The sequence below is a fragment of the Paenibacillus sp. FSL M7-0802 genome (genome assembly GCF_038004945.1).
GTDB lineage: Bacteria > Bacillota > Bacilli > Paenibacillales > Paenibacillaceae > Paenibacillus > Paenibacillus polymyxa_B.
The window spans coordinates 1,392,622-1,416,517 of the sequence record NZ_JBBOSD010000001.1 but is presented as its reverse complement, the minus strand read 5'-3'; the positions used below and the strand labels follow the sequence as shown (position 1 = coordinate 1,416,517).

Here is a 23,896-nt window from a genome sequence, read left to right as displayed (position 1 = left end):
AATAATGTACAGATGGAGGTTTACACATGGGAGAGAAGCAGACCTATGATCTGTCTCATGGGCAGAAACGGTTCTGGGTTCAGTCCCAGCTGGACGCTCAGAGCAGCGCCTTAAATCAGTCGGTAGCCGTTCGAATCAGACAAGCTGTGAATACCGCGTATTTACAGCAGGCCCTCCATACCATCGTTGAAAGACATTTTATCCTTCGTACAGTGTTCACGGTGGTCGAAGGTGTACCGAAGCAAGTGGTGCTGGAGCAATTGACCTTAAACGTGCCTGTTGTGGATGTATCGGATACAGGGGAAGAAACAGCGTGGGCAGAGGTACAAAAAGAAATACAGACTGTGATGAATCAGCCTTTTGATCTGGAGCAGAGTCCATTATGGCGGGCACAGATCTACATGCTGGCGGCAAACGACTATGTTTTTCATATTTGTATGCACCACATCATTGAAGATGGTTGGTCTATGGATCTGTTTTTTCAAGAACTGTTTCATATTTATCAGGCGTTGGAGCAAGGAACAAGCCCCCATTTGCCAGAATTGCCGATCCAGTATATTGATTATGCACATTGGCAAAATCAGCAGGTGCTTACTGGAAAACTAAGCTCGCAGGAGCAATACTGGAAATCCCGATTGGATGGTGAATTGCCAAGTCTTCAATTGCCTTTGGATTTTCCGCGTCCGACCATCCGAAATGCTCCGGCGGCGGTGGAAAAGGTCATTCTGGATGCGGAATTATGCGCGGGCTTGGAGCGGTTGAACCGCACGTACGGAACCACCATGTTCATGTCGATCGTTGCCAGTCTGAATGTGTTATTAGCCCGGCTTACTCAGCAAGAGGACATTATTATGGGTACTCCTGTGGCGGGACGGAATCAAAAGCAGGTTCGAAACCTGATGGGTTTTTTTGTGAATACTCTCGTGCTGCGGAATCGACTTTCCCGAGACGTTTCTTTTTCCCGATTGTTACAACAAGTTAAAGATGAGTGCGCAGGAGCATACGCCCATCAGGACTATCCTTTTGACAAGCTATTGCAGGTATTGAACCGTCCGCGCCGCCTAAATCGTGCCCCACTGTTTGACGTTCTAATTAATTTTGCAGCCGGCTCCAAAAATGAGGAGAACTTCGGGGGAATCCCGATGGAAAGAATCAAGCTGGGAAATGGTGCCGACGCGAACGAGTTTGACTTGACCGTAATTGTGGAATCCGTAAATGACGAATTGGTCATATCGCTTAGCTATGGAACAGATTTGTTTACAGCCTTAACGATGTCCAGGATCGGAGCGTATTTCCGTAACATTATTGCGGGTGCCATTCAGGACCCGGAGCAGTCTGTGTGGAAAATGGATTACATGGGGGTAGAGGAACGCGCGGTCATCCATCGTGTTAATGATACGCAGAAGGTTTATCCGGCTGGAGTCACAATTACGTCTCGTATTCAGGAGCAGACGCTCCGTACCCCTGATGCAGTGGGGGTTCTGGACGGCGACATGGCTGTCACCTATAAGGAGCTGCACCTTCGCTCCAACCAATTGGGACAGCTTTTCAGTCGCTATGGAGTTCGTCCGAACTCGCTGGTTGCCATTATGGGGGATAGGAATGTCCCATTGCTTACCGCTATTTTAGGGATTATGAAGGCTGGTGGTGCCTATGTACCGATTGATCCTGATTATCCGCAATCCCGAATCCAATATATGCTTGACGACAGTTCGTGCCGCGTGCTTGTTACGAATTCACGTTATTTCGGGCGGACGTTAGATCATTTGCCAGACTGTATTAAAACTGTCATTTGTCTGGATGAAACGGTATGGGGAGAGTCGGAGTGGATCGTTAGACTGCGGGAGATGCGAGGGGATGAGTCTTATTTTATTCCTGTTAAAGCACAAGGGATGTCTACGGATGATCTGAGTCTGCAAAATATTCCTAATGAAAAAGACCTGGCGTATATCATGTACACATCTGGCTCCACGGGACAGCCCAAAGGGGTGATGATGACCCATAAGGCTGTGCTGAATACGTTATTTTGGTTGCAGGATACCTTTGCTCTGGGAGCAGACGATGTCATCGCGCAGAAGACGTCTACCAGCTTTACAGACTCGGTGTGGGAATGGTTCTGGCCGCTGATGGAGGGAGCCAAATTAACGATTGTACCTGCGGATATCGTCAAAGACCCTGCACAGCTATACCCATTTATGGAGCGGGAAAAAGTGACGGTTACTCAATTTGTTCCTGCGCTCATGAATGTTTTCCTAAGTGCTGTACGAAATGCGGGGGAATCTCATCCATTGCCTGATCTAAAGTGGATTTTTAACGGGGGCGAAGCGCTTCCGGTGAATATCGTGCAGGAATGGTACACTCTTTTTCGCACAGCGAAAATCGCCAATCTATACGGCATGACCGAATCGGCCATCTATGCGACCCAGCATATCATTCAGCACAAGCCGGATGCAGGAACGTTACGTATTCCTCTGGGGCTGCCGATTGCGAATACTCATGTGTATGTGCTGGATCAGGATGGACAGCTTGCCGGATTCCAAGTGCAAGGCGAGATTTGTATCGGCGGGACAGGACTGGCGAGCGGATATTGGGCCAAGCCGGATTTGACAGCCAGAGCCTTCACTACGCATCCGTTGACTGGAGAAAGGCTTTATCGAACGGGAGACTTAGGCTGTCAGACCCCGGACGGGCAATTTCAGTATCTTGGGCGAAAGGACGATCAGGTTCAGGTGCGGGGATTTCGCGTCGAAATGAAGGAAGTTGAGCAGGCGCTGGTCAGTCTTCCATCTATTCGTGAGGCAGCGGTGATTGCACATGTGGAGGAAACGGGATTAACCGGGCTGATCGGCTATTACACATTGCAGTCGCCAGAAATGACGTCAGAAGGGGTACGCCAACATCTAAAAGAACGGCTTCCCGACTATATGGTTCCCGGTCTGTTGGTCCCGCTCGAAGCCATGCCTTTGACCCCACACGGTAAAATCGACCGTAAACATATGCCAAAACCTGAGGGAAGAAGTCTTGCAGGAACAGAATATGTACCTCCAAGGGACGGTATGGAGCAGGAGCTATCGACTATTTGGGCAGAAATTTTGGATATAGCGCAAGTGGGTGTACAGGACCCCTTTTTTGCATTGGGTGGACATTCACTCAAGATGGCAAAAATGATTTACCGGATTCAGGAGCGCTTGCAGGTGAAAGTGACGTTCAAAGAACTTTTTGATCATCAAACCATTCGTGAGCTGGCAGATTTGCTTCGTCAAAAGACCTCTGTTCATGCAGCTTCTATCGAACCGTTGCCTGAGCAGGAGTATTACCCAGTTTCCGCCGCTCAAAGACGATTATTTGTTTTGCATCAATTGGAAGGAGAAAGCCTGAGCAATCACGTGTTCACTGCATGGCATTTGGAAGGCAGTATCCAACGAGAGCAGCTTGAACGTCTGTTTCGAACATTACTGCTCCGGCATGAAGTATTTCGAACGGGCTTTACCCTGCTGGAGGATGAGGTAGTACAGCAGATTCATTCGGATGTAGCTTGGAAAATGGAATATACCGAAGGGACGGCGGCCGATATGCCGCAGATTCAGCAATCATTTTTGCGTCCTTTTGATTTGCAACAGCCCCCGCTTTTACGGGTAATGCTGGTTCGATTAGCGGAGCAGAGCCATGTTCTACTGCTGGATGTGCATCATATTATTTTTGATGGAATTTCTGCGACAGTGCTTATTGATGAGTTTATCTCCCTAATGGAAGGAAGCGCTTTGGAAAAGCCGCACATTCAGTATAAAGACTTTGCTGCCTGGCAGCATACACAGCTCAGCGGGGAACATCTGAAAGAACAGGAAGCGTTCTGGCTGAAGATGTTCGACGAACAGCACACTGGAAAGGAAATTCCGCTTCTGAATCTGCCGGGAGATTATCCAAGACCAAGACAACGGAGCTTTGCCGGGGGCTCGCTGGAATTTAGTCTGTCGTCAGACTGTGCAACAAGTTTGCGGAAGCTGGCAACGGAGAGTGGTGCCACGTTATTCATGGTTTTGCTTGCAGCATACAATGTATTCTTGTCCCGCTACAGTGGGCAGGAGGACATCGTGGTGGGTACGCCAGTAGCCGGAAGATCGCATGTTCAGCTGGAGCGGATGCTCGGTATGTTCGTAAATACACTTACGTTACGAAATGCTCCCGTACAGGAGAAGACCTTCCGACAGTTTCTGGACGAGGTCAAAGACAATGCGTTGAATGCGTTTGAGCATCAGGATTACCCCTTTGATATGCTCGTTAATCGCTTGCATCTCCAGCGGGATTTGAGTCGTAATCCGCTGTTTGACACGATGTTTCGGCTGCAAAATTTTATGGATGGCAGCAGGGAAGTGCCGGGTTTACAGGTGAAGCCTTATCCGTTGGAAAGCCCTTTTGCTTCATTTGATTTGATGCTGACCGTGGTTGAGATGCCGACTGCTAAAGGTGTAGGTGATAATCGCCGTAATGGGCTGCATTGTACCTTTGAATACAGCACGGAACTGTTCCGCGAGCATACGGTTCGCCAGATGGCGCAGCATTTCATAGAGCTGGTGGTCCAACTGGCTTTGCAGCCGGACCGCCCCCTGTATGCTGCCAGCCTGCTGACTCCTGCGGAGCAATCACGCATCCTTGTCGACCGCAATGCGACTGAGCTTGCGTTTCCGGCTGACAAGCTGATGCACCACCTGTTCGAAGAACAGGCTGCACGGATGCCGGACGCCATAGCGGTAGAATGTGGGAGCCAGTGTTTGACCTATGGCGAGCTGGATGTCCTGTCCAATCGGGTGGCGAGAACATTGCGCAGCAAAGGAGCGGACGTGAATACGGTGGTTGCCTTGCTGCTGGAACGGTCGGTAGATTTGCTGACGGCGATGCTCGGCATTTTAAAGGCAGGTGCTGCCTATTTGCCGATCGACCCCGACTATCCTGCGGCGCGTATTTCCTACATGCTGGAAGAGAGTGAAGCGCAATGGCTTATTAGTCGGGACACACTGCTGGATGGACTGGATTTTAGAGGCGAAGTCATTTCGTTGAATGACGAGAGTATATACCTTCAGGATGGAAAAAGGCTGGAGATCACACAGCCGGGACCCCATGATTTGGCGTATATGATTTTCACCTCAGGCTCGACCGGACATCCAAAAGGCGTGATGATCCGTCAGGAAGCCATCGTTAACCTGATCTACGGGATTACCGAGCGAATTCCGTTTCTTGAAGGTCAAACCTTCTTCTCGGTAACTACTGCTGCATTTGATATTTTTGTATTGGAAACGCTACTGCCTTTGGCGAAGGGGCTACGGGTAGTGTTATCTACGGGAGAAGAGCAGGCGAATGCTGAACTGCTGTTGGAGGCGATTCGCCGAACAGGTCCGCACTTGCTGCAAATGACACCCTCGCGGCTTCAGCTTTTGCTTATGCACCCGGAAGCAAAAGAGAGTATGCGCACGTTGCAGGTCGTAATGGTGGGAGGCGAGGCTTTACCAGAGTCATTGCTTCGTCAGACGCAGGACGTGACCACTGCGCGCATTTTTAACATGTACGGCCCAACCGAAACTACAGTCTGGTCAACTGTGCAGGAGCTTACCCAGCATGAGCGGGTGAGAGTGGGTACGCCGATAGCGAATACACAAGTATATATTCTGGATGGGCAGCTCCAGCCTGTACCGGATCTTGTAGCGGGTGATCTCTGGATTGGAGGCAAGGGACTTGCATCTGGTTATGACAAGCGCCCTGAGCTGACAGCGGAGAAGTTCAAAGCCAATCCGTTCCGGTCCGGTGAGCGAATGTTTAAGACCGGAGATTTGGCGCGGTGGCTGCCTAACGGTGAGATTGAAGTGTTGGGCCGGATGGATGATCAGATCAAGGTCCGTGGCTATCGGGTGGAACTGGGGGAAATTGAACAGGCGCTGCTGGCTCATCCTGCCATTCGGGAAGCTGTGGTGGTACAGGACCGATCAGATGAACAGGAGAACCACTCCCTTTGTGCCTATTGGGTAGGCCAGCAGACTTTATCGGTGAGTGAGCTACGTAATCATTTACTTGCCCGACTGCCAGAATATATGGTTCCCTCGCATTTTATTACCTTGTCGGAGATGCCTTTAACGCCGAACGGAAAAGTAAACCGTCGAATGCTGCCCAAGCCGGATCATAGCCGTCCTCTTCTTGAAGTGGAATATACGGTACCTGCTACAGAGGTGGAAATGCAGGTCAGCCGAATTTGGGAAGAGGTATTGCACAGAAGTGGACTTGGCATCCACGATAATTTCTTTGAGCTGGGGGGCAATTCGGTTCTGCTCATTCAAATGAATGTTCGTCTTCAGCAAATCTATCCAGGGAAAATCAGCGTTGCAGACTGCTTTGCCTATCCGACGATTGCGAGACTTTCCGGTTTTCTGGAGCAGCAGCAAGGAGAACAAGCATGGACGGATGCGGAACAGGAACGATATGAGTGTCAGGAGCAATACTGGCGTCTTTACTTGGCTGAATCGTTATCTTTTATTCCGTGGAATGAGGCGATGCGGACAGGTGGAGGAGCCGAAGGGCAGGCTACGTTCACCTTTACCTTACCTGCGGACCTGCTGACCACGTTACAGAAAGTAGTTTGGAGTCAGGATTTTGCCCTAACAGACTTGTTACTAGCCGTTTATACGTATGTTTTGTCACAAATGACAGGTCAGTCCGAACTGGTATTGCTCATCGGTGAAGGACACCCATTACCACATAAACAGTTCATACACCATGGACAGTCCTCTTTCCCCGCATCACAACTGACAGGGGAGAGCTTGTATCCGCTGCGTGTACGATTGACGGAAAATGATGATTTTAGCGTTCTGTGCCTAGAGGTTGCTGGTCATCGCCAAAAAGCGAAAGAGACCGACCTTTACCCGATCCCAGTTATGTTGCCAAATGGGACAGGAAACGCCAATCCATCTGTTTTTCTCCCTTGTGTGTTTCTGAATCATACGCCGGCGGGACAGGAGGTGACCCGACAATTTGACTGGGTGCTTCATATGGATGTGCGCGCGGAGCAGGTACGGTTCCTGTGCGAATATCAAGCTGGAAAACTGAAGAAGACTTGGGCGGAACAGATGATGAAGGCCTATGTCCACGTACTGCACAAGATTGCAGACCTACTATAAGGAGGATGGAACGATGAAAAAATTAGGATTTTTATTCCCGGGGCAAGGCTCTCAATATGTAGGCATGGGTCAAAGCTTATACGATGAATATTCAGTAGCAAGAGAAACCTTTGAAGAGGCCGAGGATGCGCTGGGGTTTGATCTAAAGACGCTTTGTTTCACAGGTTCCATGGATGAGCTGACTCTGACCGCTAATGCCCAGCCTGCCATTTTGACCGTGAGCATCGCAGCTTTTCGTGTACTGATGCAGGAATTGAAGCTTGCTCCATCTCTGGTAGCGGGTCACAGTCTGGGAGAATTCTCGGCATTGGTCAGTACAGGGGCGCTTGCTTTTTCGGATGCGGTGAAAATAGTACGTCAGCGGGGCATTCTGATGCAGGAAGCTGTTGCTCCCGGTACAGGAGCGATGCTGGCGGTAGTCGGGAGTCATGAGCGTGAGGTGGATGAGGTGTGCCAGAAAGCCTCGACAGCCGGTGTATCGGTCGGCATTGCGAATTATAATTCCTCTGAGCAGCTCGTCATTTCGGGTCATACTCCTGCACTGGAGAAGGCAGAAGAGGAACTGAACCGTAGAGGAATCAAAACGATTCGCCTCAAGGTGGGCTTTCCGTTCCATACGAATTTAATGCGGAGCGCTGCGGGCAAATTTCGGGAGGAGCTGGAGAGATATGATTATGGCCGTTTTCAATGGCCTGTGCTCTCTAATGTTACAGCGACACCCTATGCGGATCGTCGTTATATCCTATCTAACCTGACGTCCCAGATGGCACGACCTGTGCAATGGCACAGAAGCATTCAATACATGCTGAATCAGGGTGTGAATCATTTTATAGAAATCGGCCCCAAAACCGTATTGAGAAATTTAATGGCTGGTATCACCTCTACGGCTCATTCCTTTGCTTTTGAGCATCCCTCCACTCTGGAATTGCTGCGGAATGCTGATATCGAGAGCAAACCAGATGGTTTGGGTCTGGTGACCTCCTGTATTGCGATTGCGGTTTCAACCCAGAACCGGAACTGGAATAACGATGAGTATGAGCAGGGTGTAGTCGTTCCATATAAAGAATTGCAAATCCTGCGCGAACAATTGATCACAACCGGAACAGAACCAACGATGGAACAAATGCAGCAAGCTCTGGACAAGCTAAAGTCCATTTTTGCAACCAAATTAACACCAACGGAACTACGGGCTGAACGGTTTGAGCAGATTTTCAGCAATACGCATACACGCGAATTATTTCCCGCGTTTCAGGTCAGCTAATCGCAGCGAACACGAGGAACGGAAGGGAGTACGATGATGACAAAAACAGGATTCAATCTGGCGGCTCTTCAATTCAATGAACAGGATTTTCAGGACGCGGGTCCGATCGCGGTTAATGAGCTGCGAGATTCGGATATTGCAGTCATCGGGATTAGCTGTAAAATTGCCGAAAGTGAAAATGCGGCTCAGTTTTGGGATCTTCTGCGGGCGGGGCAGGACGCTATACGCCCTTTTCCTGCCCGACGAAAAAGGGAGCTGGAGAGCCTCTTCCAAGCTGGGCTGTTGAATGAACAAACGGCATTAAATGAAGGTGGATTTCTAGAAGAAATTGATAAGTTCGACTATCCCTTTTTTCAACTTTCTCCGGCTGAAGCGCGATTGATGGACCCAAACCAGCGACTGTTTTTGGAGTCTGCCTGGGCGGCAGTTGAAGATGCGGGGTACGGTGGTAAAAAGCTTTCCGGTAGTCGGACAGGAGTCTATGTCGGCTACAGCAGTGATTTTGGTGAGGAGTACAAGCGGTTTATAGCAGAAATGGCTCCTTCATCAGCTTCTTCGGCGATTCCAGGTAATATTCATTCCATGATTGCCAGTCGGATCGCCTATCTGCTGGATTTAAAAGGGCCCAGTCTGTTGGTGGATACCGCATGTTCTTCATCTTTGGTGGCCATTCACCTGGCCTGCCGGGATTTGCGGCACGGCGATTGCGATACGGCGATTGCCGGCGGGGTGAAGGTCACACTCGTACCTATAAAAGAGGGAAAGGGAGGGGGACTGGGTGTAGGCTCCTCGGATGACCGGACGAGAACGTTCGATAGCGTTTCAGATGGCACAGGCGGAGGAGAAGGTGTAGCCGCTGTTCTGCTCAAACCCTTGAAGCGGGCCATTCAGGATCAGGACCATATTTATGCTGTCATTAAAGGCAGTGCTGTGAACAATGACGGGACTTCAGCCGGGATTACGGCTCCCAATTCGCTGGCAGGAGAGGATGTCATTGAACGGGCCTGGAAGGATGCTGGGATTGACCCGGATACCATTACATATATTGAAGCTCATGGGACAGGCACCAAGCTGGGTGATCCAGTGGAGATTGATGGTATACGGAGAGCCTTTCGGCAGTATACCGACCGGAATCAATTTTGTGCCATAGGCTCGGTCAAAACCAATGTAGGTCACCTGGATAACAGTGCGGGAATCACGGGCTTTTTAAAGGCAGTGCTCGCTTTGGAGCATGCAGAAATTCCGGCGAGCCTACATTTTACCTACCCGAACCCGGATATTAGCTTTATTGATTCGCCTGTATATGTGAATGACAAGCTGCAGCCTTGGCCCAAGGAGGATTTTCCGCGACGCTGCGGAGTCAGTTCCTTCGGACTCAGCGGTACGAACTGCCATGTCGTTCTGGAAGAGGCCCCGGTGTGGGCTGAAATGCAGGATGGTGGCCAGTTGGAGCAGGAAACACCGGAAACGGTTCAGCTTTTTACGTTATCTGCTAAAAATGAAACAGTGCTTGCAGCCTATATGAAGCAATATCAGCAATATGTCATGGAACCCAAAACCTATCCGTTACGCGATCTTTGTTATACCGCCAATACCGGACGAGGGCAGTACGGCTTTCGTCTAGCGATTCTGTGCCGGGATTGGGATGATCTAGGAGCAAAGCTGACTCAAATTCAGACCTCAGGCTTCAGCGGACAAGCGAAACAAGAAGAGTTCATACCGGGTGTGTATTTTGGATGTCATAAGGTTGTATCTGCACAGAAGGAAAAAGAAGCAGGGGAGCTTACGCTGGAGGAATCCAGAAGACTGACAGCATCAGCCAAAGAGAAACTGACCCAGTCTTCATTCGAGTTCGATACGCTGGATTCTCTGTGCCGTATGTATGTTGAGGGAGCAGATGTGGAATGGGAGAGCTTGTATGAAGGCAAAGCGTGCCGCAGACGAAGCATTCCCACCTATCCTTTTGAGCCTAAGCGATGCTGGATAGAGGTAGAGGAGAAGGCAGTCGTTTCTCAGGCTTCCCATGTTCGAAAATTCACAGAGATGGAAACAACACATCCGCTTTTGGACTATTGTTTGGCAGAAACCGAGGATCAGGATATTTACCTGACCCGTTTCTCTGTTGGGCGTCATTGGGTACTAAGCGAGCATAAGATTATGGAAAACTGTATTGTACCAGGAACCACTTATCTGGAAATGGTTAGGGCAGGGTTGGAAAAATACAAGCGTCCAGGCAAGGTGCTGGAGCTATATGATATCCAGTTTATTTCTCCGCTCATCGTGGATGCAGAGGAAGAAAGAGAAGTACACACCGTTTTGCAACGGGAGGGTGAGACGTTTTCGTTTAAGGTATTAAGCCGGACGGGACCCTCAGTTCAGCCGTGGGAGCAGAATTGGGTAAGGCATGCACAGGGGCGCGCGGTATTTGTAAAGGCAGCCCATCCTGTTATGAGTCTGGGCGATATTCGGACTGAGTGCAACGATCAGGAAGTAGTAGTCGGTGAGAATCATGCCGAAGCTGCTGCTGCATTTTCATTCGGGCCGCGGTGGGAGACGCTACGGACGATTGCGATTGGAACAGATCAAGTGCTGGCTAAGCTGGAGTTGCCTGCAGCCTATCATATGGATGTAAGCCAATATGTGCTTCATCCCGCTTTATTGGATGTGGCCGTCGGGGTAGCAAGCCAGAGTTTGGGAAATGGCCTGTTCCTGCCATTTTCATATCACAAGCTGCGCATTTACGACTCCCTCCCACGGCTTTGCTACAGCTATCTGCGCAAAAAAAACAAGGTCAGGGAAAGTGGAGAAATTTTAACGGTAGATGTGCTCATTCTGGGTGCCGAAGGTCAGGTACTGGTAGAAATTGAAGATTATGCAGTCAAACGTGTACACGAGGCGGATCTTAAACGAACCCGCTATACAGAACATCATAAATATCATCAGATTGTATGGAAAAAGCAAGAACAAGCACCCTCCGAATATGAAGAAGATACAGTAACCCGGACCGCAAATGATTCAGTGTTATCCACACCGCTGGAAACAGTTTTATTATTCACAGATAACCGTCCGATCGGTGTAACGCTGCGTGGATTGTTAGCGCACGAAGGGTATGATGTGGTTGAAGTGAAGCGGGGAGTCACCTTTACTAAAATGTCAGACCATGCTTACTTCTCTACGGGTTCCGAGGAAGATCATAGACGCTTGTTGACAGAGATGCAATGTCAGAATGCTAAGAAACTGATATACCTCTGGAACGGGCAGTCTATGGTTCAGCTATTTCATCTGGCTAAGGCAATCGCAGAGACCAAGTCAGCTGTTAAGGAACTGACGGTGATCGCTGAGCAGGCTTATAAAGTGAATGAATTGGAAAATGAATTAAAACCAGAACATGCGGGCTTGTTTGGGCTGGCCCGTGTCATCGGTCAGGAATACCCTGATCTGAGCTGCCGTTGCCTCGATATAGATACAAGCACCCAGCCTTCAGAACTCATTCATTCCCTACGGCACGATGATGATACATTTCTGGTCGCTTGGCGTAACGGCGAACGTTATGTAGAGCAGATTGAACCTGTGGATCTGACGGAAAGCGAAGTTGACCCGATTACGATCAGACCGCAGGGAACCTATGTCATAACTGGTGGTACTGGCGGGCTGGGATTGGCAATCGGTAAATGGCTTGCTTCTAAAGGTCAGGTCACACTGGGATTGATAGGTCGCAAGCCTTTGCCACCCAAGGAGCAATGGGAGGCCATTGCAAACGCCGATTCCAACGGGAGCCCAAAAAACATAAGACAGAACTCAAATCCAGACATGAATACAAGGATGCAGAATACGGTTACCGCCTTACTGGAATTGGAGCAGCAGGGAGCGCAGGTAGAATATTATGCTGTCGATGTAGCTGACGAGACCGCTATGAAGCAAGCCTTGAATGAACTTCGCCACAAGTATGGGGCTATTCACGGTATCATCCATGCTGCGGGTGTGGCTGGAGACGGTTTTATGGCTCTCAAGAGCCAGGACCGCTTTACCGAGGTACTGGCTCCGAAGGTAACAGGCACACATGTGCTTGACCGAATCACCACTGCGGATACACTGGACTTTTTTATTCTTTTTTCATCTGTGACTTCACTGATGGGTGGACCAGGCCAAAGCGACTACACGGCAGCCAACGCCTATCTGGATGCCTTTGCCGAGTGGCGGAATCACTCCGGCCGACGTACGCTTGCCATCAACTGGGCTCCTTGGCAGGAAGTTGGGATGGCTTTTGAGCATGAGGTTGATTTCCAAGAGAGCTTATTTCAGGCTCTGTCCACACAAGAGGGACTGGCCGCTCTTGAACAATTATTGCTTCATCCCGTTCCGCGTGTCATTGTGGGTGGCTTGAATTACGCTCAGGTGGCCGCGCTGGATTCCGCTGCCATTCCTTTCGGATTTTCTCATGAAATGCGGGCTATTCTGGACCGTCATCGTCGGCTTCTGCATGACCATGCGGTCACGTCATCTGCTGCCGTGCGCCGTCCTGTGCAGTTGCGTGGTCGGGCAACAGAACAATATAGCTCATCTGAAAAGGTGATCGCAAGCATATGGGCGGAAGTGCTGGGGCTTGATGAGCTGAACATCTATGACAGTTTTTATGAGCTGGGAGGAGACTCCCTGATTGCTAGTAAAATGGTGGGGCAGATGAATCAAAGCTTGTCCAAAAAAGTAGATATGAGCGATATCTTCAACTATATGACGGTCAGCGAATTAGCCCTGTATACGGATGGAGAAGCGAAGCAACCTCTTCTGACGGAAACGGAGCTGCCTGCACCCCAATCAGCTGACAAAAATCTGATCATTCATCCGGTGGAACAACGTGAGGTGTACCCAGCTTCCTCGACGCAGCGTCGATTTTATATGATGCGTCAAATGGCAGGATATAGCACCTTGAACAATCTATGCAGTGCGATGACCATCACTGGTAATCTGGATCATCATCGGTTGGAGAAAGCCATATATGCGGTAATTCGTCGTCATAGCTCGCTGCGCACCGCTTTTGAGTTGCGGGATAACGAACTGGTACAGAGAGTGTACCCGGAGGTAGATTTTTCGCTGGAATATAGCGAAGGGGACGGGCGCGAGCTGGAAGCGTATGTGGATGAATTTATCCGTCCTTTTGACCTGAATTGTGCGCCGCTGTTAAAGGCGAAGCTGATCCGGCTGAAGGACGATTCCCACCTCTTTCTGTGCGATGTTGACCATATTGCAGCCGATGGAGCCTCGATTGGTATTTTATTAAGTGAAATGATACAGGGCTATTCTGGACAGGATCTACCGCAACTGCGTATGCAATATACCGATTTTACATTGTGGCAAAATCAGCGTTTGGACAGTGCCGAAATGAAAAAGCAGGAGGCATACTGGCTGGACGTATTTAAGGGGACGCTGCCTGTACTTGATTTGCCTACAGATGAGCCGCGGGCAGCGCAAATGAGCAATGCCGGGGATGTCTATACATTTGATCTGAATGAGGAATTAACAGCTTTGGCTAAAAAAACAGCGGTACAGCATGGGGTTACGCTCTTTATGCTTCTGTACGCTGTCTATAGCACTTTATTGGCCAAATATGCGAATCAGGAAGAGATCATTATTGGCATTCCAAGCGCAGGTCGCCAGTCGGAAGAGGTCCAGCACATGATTGGACTGTTCATCAATACGCTGGCCCTGCGAACTGCGCCAGCTGAAGATAAGCCTTTTGCAGCATATTTGCAGGAGGTTAAGAAGCACGCGCTTGAAGCCTATAAGCATGAGGATTATCCCTTTGAGATGCTGCTGAATCAGCTTGACGTACCGAGAGACAGGAGCCGGAACCCACTTTTTGATGTTCAGTTTATTTCCCAGAACTTTCGGGGGGAGCCGATGAGCATCAACGGGCTTCGCTTTACTCCGTTGGAAGCTAAGATGGAGGCTGTCCAAGTCGATCTGACAGTCATATGGGTTGAAAATGAAGGCAAGCTGCGTTTTCACTTTGAGTATGCGACCCAACTGTTCAAGGGAGAGACCATACGTCGGCTTGCGAGCTATTACAAGAATCTTTTACAAGAAGTTTGTGCTGATGCTTCGCGGCCGATTGGCCTCATTTCCATGAATCAGGCGGAAGAACAGCAGCGAACCCTGTACGAGTGGAATGAAACCCGGGTGAATTACCCACAGGAAAAGCTGGTTCACCAGTGGTTTGAAGAACAGGCCGAACAGCATCCTGAGCGGATTGCTGCCGTCTACGGAGAGCATTCGCTGACTTACAGCCAATTGAATATCAGAGCTAATCAGCTTGCCCGGCACTTGCTAACTTATCATTTGGTACCGGACCAAGCTGTCGGTATCCTGGTTCCCCGTTCGCTGGATATGCTGACCAGCATGCTTGCCGTACTCAAAGTAGGAGCAGCCTATGTCCCTATGGACCCTGAACATCCGACGGAGCGGGTGGCCTACATGCTGGAGGACAGCGGCGTGTCTCTGCTCCTAACTTCTGCGGGTACCGTCAGCATCGACACGCTTCGCTTTACAGGGTCTGTCATGGATGTAAGTGATCCGGCCTTGTACAGCGTAGATGCTGATAATCTAGCTTTTGCATTTGCAGGCAAGGAGTCTCTGGCATCTCACCATTTGGCTTATATTTTGTACACGTCAGGATCATCCGGTAAGCCCAAAGGAGTCATGGTTGAGCATAGAAATGTAACGAATTACATCACGGCTTTCCAGCATAAATTCCACTTAACGGCTGAGGACGTAGTGCTCCAGCAGGCAGCCATTACCTTTGATGCATCCGTGGAGGAAATATACCCTACATTGGCAGCAGGGGGAACGCTGGCTATGGTTTCACGGGATGAACTGAAGGACATCCAATTGCTGAACCAATTCATTCGCCAGCAGCAAGTGACCGTGGTCAGCGCCTCGCCGTTTATTTTAAATGAGCTAAATCAACTGCCCCCTTTCCCTCATATTCGCACTTATATTAGCGGGGGGGATGTGCTGAAAAGTGAATATGTCACCCAGTTGTTGCGCTCGGCAAAGGTCTACAATACGTACGGACCAACAGAAGCGACCGTCTGTGCTACCTATTATTGTGTGCCGGATATTCCAGCTGTCCATCCATTGCCTGTCGGACGGCCTGTAGCCAATGCTGAGGTATACATCATGAATCGCAGGGGTACGGATGTTATGCCTATCGGGGTACCCGGTGAAATATCCATTTCAGGCTGGGGGGTTGCACGCGGCTATATGAACCGCCCCGAACTGACGCAGCAGCAGTTTGTAGCAAATCCGTGGATACCGGGCGAGCGGATGTACAAAACGGGTGATCTGGGCAGATATCTTGAAGATGGGCAAATTCAATTTTTAGGAAGAGTCGATCAGCAGGTTAAAGTGCGGGGTTACCGCATTGAGCCGGGCGAGGTTGAAAAATCGTTGCTCCAGCACCCGCGTATACAGGATGGAGTGGTGTTGGTTCAGGAAGTCCAGCCTGGTATGCATGAGCTATGCGCCTATATCGTTACAGATCAGGAATTGTCGGTGGCAGAACTGAAGACCCATCTGTCGGTAACCTTGCCTGAATATATGATTCCGTCTTACTTTGTTCGAGTCGATGAGATCCCGTTAACACATCACGGAAAAATCGACCGTCATGCTTTACCGCAGGTTAATGAAAGTATCAAGGTCGGTACGGCCTATGTACATCCAGCTTCACCCCTGGAAGAGCGCTTGGTTGAGCTTTGGTCGGAAATCCTGCACCGGGAGCAGATTGGCACACAGGATGACTTCTTCCTGCTGGGCGGGCAATCCTTGCTGGCAACCAAGCTGGTCTACCTTATTAACAAGGAATGGAATGTAAATCTGACACTGCGTGATTTCTTCCGGGCAGGTACGGTTCAAGGATTAGCAGCATGGATAGAAGAAATTCAATCGGGCCGTGAACGTGGAATATTAGTGGAACAGGACGGATTAATCAAGCCCTTTAATCTCCGGCAAAAGCCATTGTTCCGGATTCAGGTTATTCATCAGCCTGCCAACCGTCATTTGCTGTTCATTGATATGCATCATATTATTACGGACGGTCTTTCCCAGGAGATAATCGTCGAGGAATTTGCTCGTTTATACGGGGGCATGAGCTTACCGGAATTGACGATCCAGTATAAAGACTATGCCGTGTGGCAGCGTGAGTTTTTGAACAGTGTGGAATTCCGTCAGCAGGAGCAGTTTTGGCTGGAGCTTTTTCAAGGGGAAATTACAGAGCTGGAATTGCCTACGGATTTTTCACGCCCCGATGTGAGAAGAGGTGAAGGGCAAGCCATTCATTTTGAGCTGGATCAGGAATGGACGTGGAAGTTAAAACGCTTTGCCCTGCAACAAAATGTCACGGTATTTATGGTTCTATTGGCGGCCTATAACCTATTGCTGGCCAAAGCCAGTGGACAGGAAGATATTATCGTTGGCATTCCGGTATCCGGCAGAACTCATGCGAGCCTGAGTCCTCTTGTCGGCATGTTCGTCAATACGTTGGCCCTTCGCAACACACCGGAGAAGGACATGACTGTACACGAATTTTTAATGCAGGTAAAGGAACGTTCTCTTCAGGCTTTTGAGCATCAGGACTATCCGTTTGAGCAACTGGTTGAGAAGTTGAATTTGGCTGGCAAAACAAGTCGCAATCCGCTGTTCGATACCATGTTTGCATTATTGAACGAGTCTTCCCGTACCATCGTAGAATTACCCGGTCTGAAACTGACTCCATGTGATGAAGCGGAGTATACAGGAGCACAATTCGATTTAACATTTACTGCAGCCATGACCGACGAGCATATCGAATGTATCCTTCAATACGATGTAGATCTCTTTACCGGGGAGACGGTGGAACGCTTGAGCCGGGAATTCCTTCAAATCTTACACACTGTCCTTGTCAATCCACAGCAAAAGATTGGAGAGCTTCGGATAGAAAAGGTGGCAGTTGACCCGAATCAGCGGGACAGAGAGGAAATACTTGAGTCAGCAAGCGTCCACAAGGAAGAGGACTGGGTGAGTGAGCTTGCCATAGCGGCTTCGGAATCGGTGAGCGAGGCGGAATGGAAGACACTTGTCCATGATTTCAATCAGACAGACATGGGTCCGGGGTCCGTAAAGCTGTTACATCAATATTTCGAGGATCAAGCAAGCCGAAACCCTGAGCATATCGCTCTCATTTCCGGTCAACAGGAGATCAGCTACGGGGAATTGAATCGACGGGCGAATCTGGTCGCACATAGCCTACTGGACTCCGGTACCCGGCCAGAGCAAGTAGTAGCTATTGTTATGGAGCGCTCACCGGAAATGATTGTTGCTTTATTGGGCGTGTTAAAAGCAGGGGCGGCATACCTCCCCATTCATCCAGCCGATCCAAAGGAACGGATTCGCTACATCCTGGCAGACGCTGGGGCTGAATGGATTCTGACCCATCAGCAGTGCCATGCCAGCTGGATGGATGAAGAAATCCAGCAGATCATCGACGTTGACTTATTGTGTCAGGATCAGCAAGAACGAGGTAATCCAGAGCTTGTCATCCAGCCTGATCATCTGGCTTATGTCATCTTCACCTCCGGCTCAACCGGGCAGCCCAAAGGGGTGATGGTGGAGCATCACGCCTTTAGTGCGCGAGTGGTATGGCTGGCACAACAGCTTGGTTTAAGGGAGCAGGACACGGTGCTGCAAAAAGCATCCTATACCTTTGATGGTTCCATCGTCGAGCTTTTCAGCTGGTTCATGGGCGGAGGAAGATTGGTGTTATTGGAGGCAGGTGCAGAAACGGATACCCGTCAAATGCTGGATACCATTCACAGGCATCAGGTTACAGTGGCTTTCTTCATTCCTACCGTGCTGCAAATGTTTTTGTCAGAGCTTTCAGTCGAGGATACAATCCAAGCAGCCACTTTGCGTTGGGTCATGTCGGGTGGCGAACAGATAGGCCAGGAGCAGGTGCGAAGTTTTAATCTGAAGTTCCCGGAAGCGAGATTACTTAATCTGTATGGGCCTACGGAAGCCAGTGTGTTTGCAACAGCCTATACGTGTACGTCTGTATCTTCCGAAGGTCCGATTCCGATCGGACGGCCTGTGGGCAACACCCGGGCGTATATTTTAAATCAGGAGCTGGCGTTGGTTAGTTTGGGGCAGGTAGGAGAGCTTTGTCTGGGAGGGTGCCATCTGGCACGCGGGTATGTACATCTGGATGGACTTACGGCAGAGCGTTTTATCCCCAATCCTTTTGTACCAGGTGAACGAATCTATCGGACAGGCGATCTTGCCCGGATGCTGCCTAGCGGCGAGATTGTTTACATGGGACGGTCGGATCAAATGGTGAAAATCGGAGGCTACCGGATTGAGACAGGTGAAATTGAAACAGCCCTCTTGCAAAATAACGACATTCAGCAGGCGGCTGTACTTGATTTGACAGATGAGCAGGGCAACAAGTATTTGTGTGCTTATCTGGTTGTGCAAACCGACTGTACAGTTCGAGAACTGCGGGCATTTTTGCTGGAACGATTGCCGGAATATATGATTCCTTTACGTTTTATGAAGGTGGAAACGATGCCTCTTGGTTCAAGCGGAAAGCTGGACCGTAAGGCGTTAAATACCTTGGGGGTAGAGTTGCCTTCCGGCAAAGAGCATACACAGCCCCGCAACGAAATGGAACAGCAACTGCTCCTGTTGTGGGCGGACATTTTCAAAACAGGCGCAGTAGGTATAGATGATCATTTCTTTGAGTTTGGCGGAGATTCGTTGCTCGCTTACCAGTTCATTTTGCGTGTGCGTCAAATGTTGGCCATCGAGATTACTTTAAAGGAACTTTTTGCAGCTCCGACTATTCGACAACTTTCAGATCACATAAGCTCCAGAAGAGTTGAGTGTCATCACGAGGATGAAGCGACAGTCCGTTCCTTGATCCCTGCTGCGACTCCAAGCGCCCATTATCCGGCCTCGTCTGCTCAAATGCGTCTTTTTATGATGCACGAGCTGAATCCAGAGGATCTAAGCTATAATCTACCGGGCGCCATGATGCTGGAAGGAGAACTGGACCTGGCCAGACTTGAGGGAGCCTTCCAAGCGCTTATTCAGCGTCACGAAGCTTTTAGGACCACATTTGATGTGATCAACGGCGAGATTGTTCAGCTTATTCATGAATCTGTTCCGTTTGCCATTGAGTTTTTCAGAACAGAGGAAACCGAGATTAGCAACATACTTCGGGGCGATGGAAAGCTTATGAGAGAAGTCATCCCAGTTCAGCAGCATGCACTGTCATCAGTAAAAGTAGAGAAAAAAGAACGCCGACGGAGGGAGATTTAGCATCATGCATTATGAAGGATATGAAACATCTTCGGCGCAAAAACGGCTATATCTGATTCATGATCTTCTCGGACCTAACATCATCTATAATATGCCCAGCATTCGAATCATCAAAGGAGCGCTGGAGCCAGAGCGGCTGTACAGAGCATGGTGTAGGCTGACAGAACGTCATGAGGGCTTGCGAACGTCCTTTATTCAAAAGGACGGCGAGGTTTTACAACTCGTCCATGAATCCATCGATGTATCGATTCCCTATAGAGAACGTTCGGATCAGAGTACGGATAAGCTTGTTAACGAGTTTATCCGTCCGTTCAATCTGAACGAGGCCCCTCTATGGCGGGCTGAGCTTGTACCTTTGGTTGATGGGGAGATTCTGTTCCTGTTTGATATCCACCATATCATCGCGGATGCGGTAACCATCAACATTATATTTGAAGAGCTGATGGCTCTATATCAGGGACAGGAGCTTGCTCCATTAGAGTTTCAGTATGTCGATTATACGATCTGGCAAAACGATCAATTAAGCGATATTCATATTCAGAAACAGGGTGAATTTTGGCTGAACCAATTTACAGAGGATGTTCCTCTGCTGTCGTTGCCTACGGATGAAAAAGGCTTAAGGTCTGATTACAGCGGTGGGATCGTATCGTACTCGATTGAAGCTAACACGGTTCACTCCTTGCGTGCATTATGCTTGCAGCACAATGTTACGTTGTATATGGTTCTACTCGCCGCGTACAGCATCCTTCTGTCCAAATATGCCGGACAGGAGGATCTGGTCATCGGAACACCTGTCGCCGGAAGGACTCATTCCGAGTTTGAAGGGATTGTGGGCATGTTCGTGAACACGCTCGCCTTGCGTCAGAAACCGCAGAGAACCAAGCGGTTCTCTGATTTTCTGGAAGAAGTGGCAGACCGAACTTTTGCTGCGTTTGAGCATCAGGACTACCCCTTTGATATGCTGGTGGAGCAGGTCAATCCTGAACGAATCAGTGGTCGTAATCCCTTATTTGATGCTTGCTTTGTATTGGAAAATGTACCGCAGCCTGTCGTGCAGGCAACAGAGGTCACGTTTTCTCCTTATACTTTTGAACATAAAATCGCTAAATTTGATATCACCTTGTATGCATACGAAATGCAGGAGGGTATCGGACTGGAACTGGAATATCGCAAAGCGTTGTTTACGGAGGAAAGCGCCCGCCGTATGCTACGGCATTTTGCCAGAATTGTCGAAATCATTGGCGAACAACCCGATATTCGGATCGAAGACATTGATATGGTTACAGAAGAAGAGCGCACCGTTTTACTTCATACTTTTAATCAGACCCACAGCAAAAATGCATACGAAAAAAATTCGCATGGGGTAACCATCCATCGACTGTTCGAACAGCAAGTGATACGGACGCCTGACCATCCAGCCGTGAGGTGGAAAGAAAAGCAACTAACGTATGATGAATTAAATGAACGTGCCAATCAATTGGCGCGGGTTTTACGGCAAAAGGGAGTTCAGGCAGAAGATGTCGTCGGTATTTTAGCTACGCCTGCGTTGGAGATGATTGTTGGTATTTTAGCTATTTTGAAGGCCGGGGCCGCTTATTTACCGATTGATCCGCTCTACCCAGATGAACGGATTCAATATCTATTACAGGATAGTCAGGCGAAAATATGCCTTCTACCGACTGCCAGCACCAGACGCTTTCCTGGGGTGGACATGTTACTGCTCACAGACCATAGTCTCTATACGGGAGAACCCCGTAATCTGGAGGACAGCAATCAGGCGCACAATGTGATGTACATTATTTATACTTCAGGGTCTACAGGACAACCAAAGGGTGTAATGATTGAGCATCAATCCTTTGCTCGCCTAGTGTTAGAGCCAGGGCCGTTGGCTATTACGCAAGAGGATCGAATATTGCAGACGTGTTCCCTGGCCTTTGATGTGTCGGTTTTTGAACTGTGGGGAACACTGCTGAGCGGGGCAACCTTGTATCTCATTGAAAAAGAAGAGCTTTTATCTGCCGACATACTCGGCAAGAGGATGGCACAGTATGGAATCACGATGGCATGGTTCACGGCTCCTTTGCTAAATCAGCTGATTGATGAGAAACCTTCCATCTTTACTGGACTTCGATTGATCATGACCGGGGGAGACGCCTTGTCTCCGCAGCATATGAAGCTCCTTCGCGCCGCCCAGCCGGATTTAACGATTGTCAATGCCTACGGTCCTTCGGAAAATACAATTTTTACGTCGTTCCATACGATTCAGGAGGACTATGACCATAACGTGCCGATTGGCAAGCCTGTCGCCAACACACAGCTTTATATCCTGAGTGCGTCCAATCAACTTCAGCCCATTGGAGTGCCGGGTGAGCTGTGCATTGGAGGTGAAGGATTGGCGCGTGGCTATTTGGCTCGGGAGGAATTAACGGCAGCCAAATTTGTTTCTCATCCCTGGCTCCCAGAAGAGCGTATGTACCGTTCTGGAGATTGTGCCCGATGGCTGGCTGACGGAACGCTTGAATTTTTGGGTCGCATGGATCACCAGGTCAAAATTCGGGGCTTCCGTATTGAAACCGGCGAGATAGAGGCTCGGCTTGCACATATAGAGGGGATTCAGGAAGCAGTCGTGCTTGTTCGTCAGCACAGCGACGGGATCAAATACCTCTGTGCTTACTTTGTTTCCGACGTTGAAATGTCACAGGCAGAAGTCCGGCTGGAGCTGGCTACATATTTGCCGGATTATATGATTCCTGCCTGTCTGATCCGACTTCCGCGTTTGCCACTGAATGTGAATGGCAAAGTTGATCGGAACGCGTTGCCAGAGCCTGATCTTGAAGCACTGCGGGAGAATGAATATGTCCCTCCTTGCAATGAACTGGAACAGGAGCTGGTTCGCATCTGGTCGATGGTTCTGCCCACGAACCTGCCGACGGAACGCATTGGTGTAACGGACAATTTTTTCACCCTGGGAGGAAGCTCGCTCAAGGCTACCAAGCTGGTTTCACTAGTTTTGCGTGAGTTAGGGATAGACCTGCCGCTCACCAAATTATTTACTTTTCCTACTATCCGCCTACTGGCAAGTGCATTGCAGGGAAAGGAAAGAAGTGTGTTTCCAGCCAGAGCAGACACGCTTGTTCTCTTAAAGCCCGGCACAGCGCAGGATAAGCACCTTTTTTTCATCCATGATGGAAGCTTGGATGTCAGTTGCTACATGGAATTGGTCAACGGACTTACAGCTACTTGGAATTATTGGGGCATAAAAATGGATGCTTCGATTCTTGCTGAAAATAAAACAGCCGGGATGAAGGAAGCGGCACACCGATATGTGAATCAATTGAAAAGTATTCAGAAAACAGGCCCGTATTATGTTGCGGGGTGGAGTATGGGGGGAACGCTTGCTTTCGAAATGACGCGACAATTGGAAGAACAAGAAGAACGTGTCGAACTTTTGGCCATTCTGGACACACTGCCACCTTTGAAGTATGGCAAGGAAGATCACTGGGACCACCATATTCAGGAACTGGAGAGGATGGAAGAAACGTTGGATTTTTCGCAGTGGAAGCGAGCATTTCCAGCCAGTGTACTCCCCTTGCTACCAGAATTTAATGAGTTGGGACGAAGTGAATTACTAGAACGCTTTAAAAGTGTGAATCATTGGGTGAAAATGCAGCATGTCTACCAGCCCGATCGAGCTGTAAAGGCCCCTGTATGTTTGTTTATTTCAGAACATACCTGGGAATTAGGATATAAAGGATGGGAATTGTATTGTAAGGGGGAAATGTTCACGCATAAAGTGCCTGGCGATCATTTCTCTATCGTAAAAGGAGCCCAAGCCGTGTCTGTAGGTTTGGTGCTGAATACATTTTTGAGGTAAGATTATGCTCCTGCTTGGAGGTTGAAGACCCCAAGCAGGAGTATTTATTTGATATGATCGTGTAAGTTGGTTTGTAATATTAATTGACATGATGTATAAAAACATATCGTAATGTATGAAAAACCCCCTTGTATGCTTCCAGATTTTATAGTAAAGTATCCAATAATCAACTTTGTTTGAGCATAATATTCACTGTTTGTGAGTATATATCACACTTTCACCACGACCTCACATACTCCTCTTTCTATTTAT

At 49.1% G+C, this 23,896-nt stretch carries 4 protein-coding genes; all 4 read left to right on the top strand.

The window, feature by feature from the left end; translation table 11 throughout:
* Nucleotides 1-26 precede the first annotated feature (26 nt).
* The 4 genes from MHB54_RS06950 to MHB54_RS06935 are packed head-to-tail and all read left to right on the top strand — an operon-like array spanning nucleotide 27 to nucleotide 23,644.
* Nucleotides 27-7,160 carry an amino acid adenylation domain-containing protein gene (locus MHB54_RS06950; RefSeq protein ID WP_340981485.1) on the top strand — a complete coding sequence of 2,378 codons (7,134 nt, stop codon included), beginning with the start codon at nucleotides 27-29 and terminating at the stop codon, nucleotides 7,158-7,160.
* A gap of 13 nt (nucleotides 7,161-7,173) precedes the next feature.
* The gene (gene fabD, locus MHB54_RS06945; protein ID WP_340981484.1) at nucleotides 7,174-8,421 is read left to right on the top strand and encodes an ACP S-malonyltransferase; all 1,248 of its coding nucleotides are present in this window, start codon (nucleotides 7,174-7,176) and stop codon (nucleotides 8,419-8,421) included.
* 33 nt (nucleotides 8,422-8,454) lie between these two features.
* Nucleotides 8,455-19,770 carry an amino acid adenylation domain-containing protein gene (locus tag MHB54_RS06940; RefSeq protein WP_340981483.1) on the top strand — a complete coding sequence of 3,772 codons (11,316 nt, stop codon included), beginning with the start codon at nucleotides 8,455-8,457 and terminating at the stop codon, nucleotides 19,768-19,770.
* Between the two features lie 4 nt (nucleotides 19,771-19,774).
* Complete coding sequence (locus MHB54_RS06935; protein WP_264454065.1) at nucleotides 19,775-23,644, top strand: non-ribosomal peptide synthetase; 3,870 nt, start codon at nucleotides 19,775-19,777, stop codon at nucleotides 23,642-23,644.
* Nucleotides 23,645-23,896: the final 252 nt, after the last annotated feature.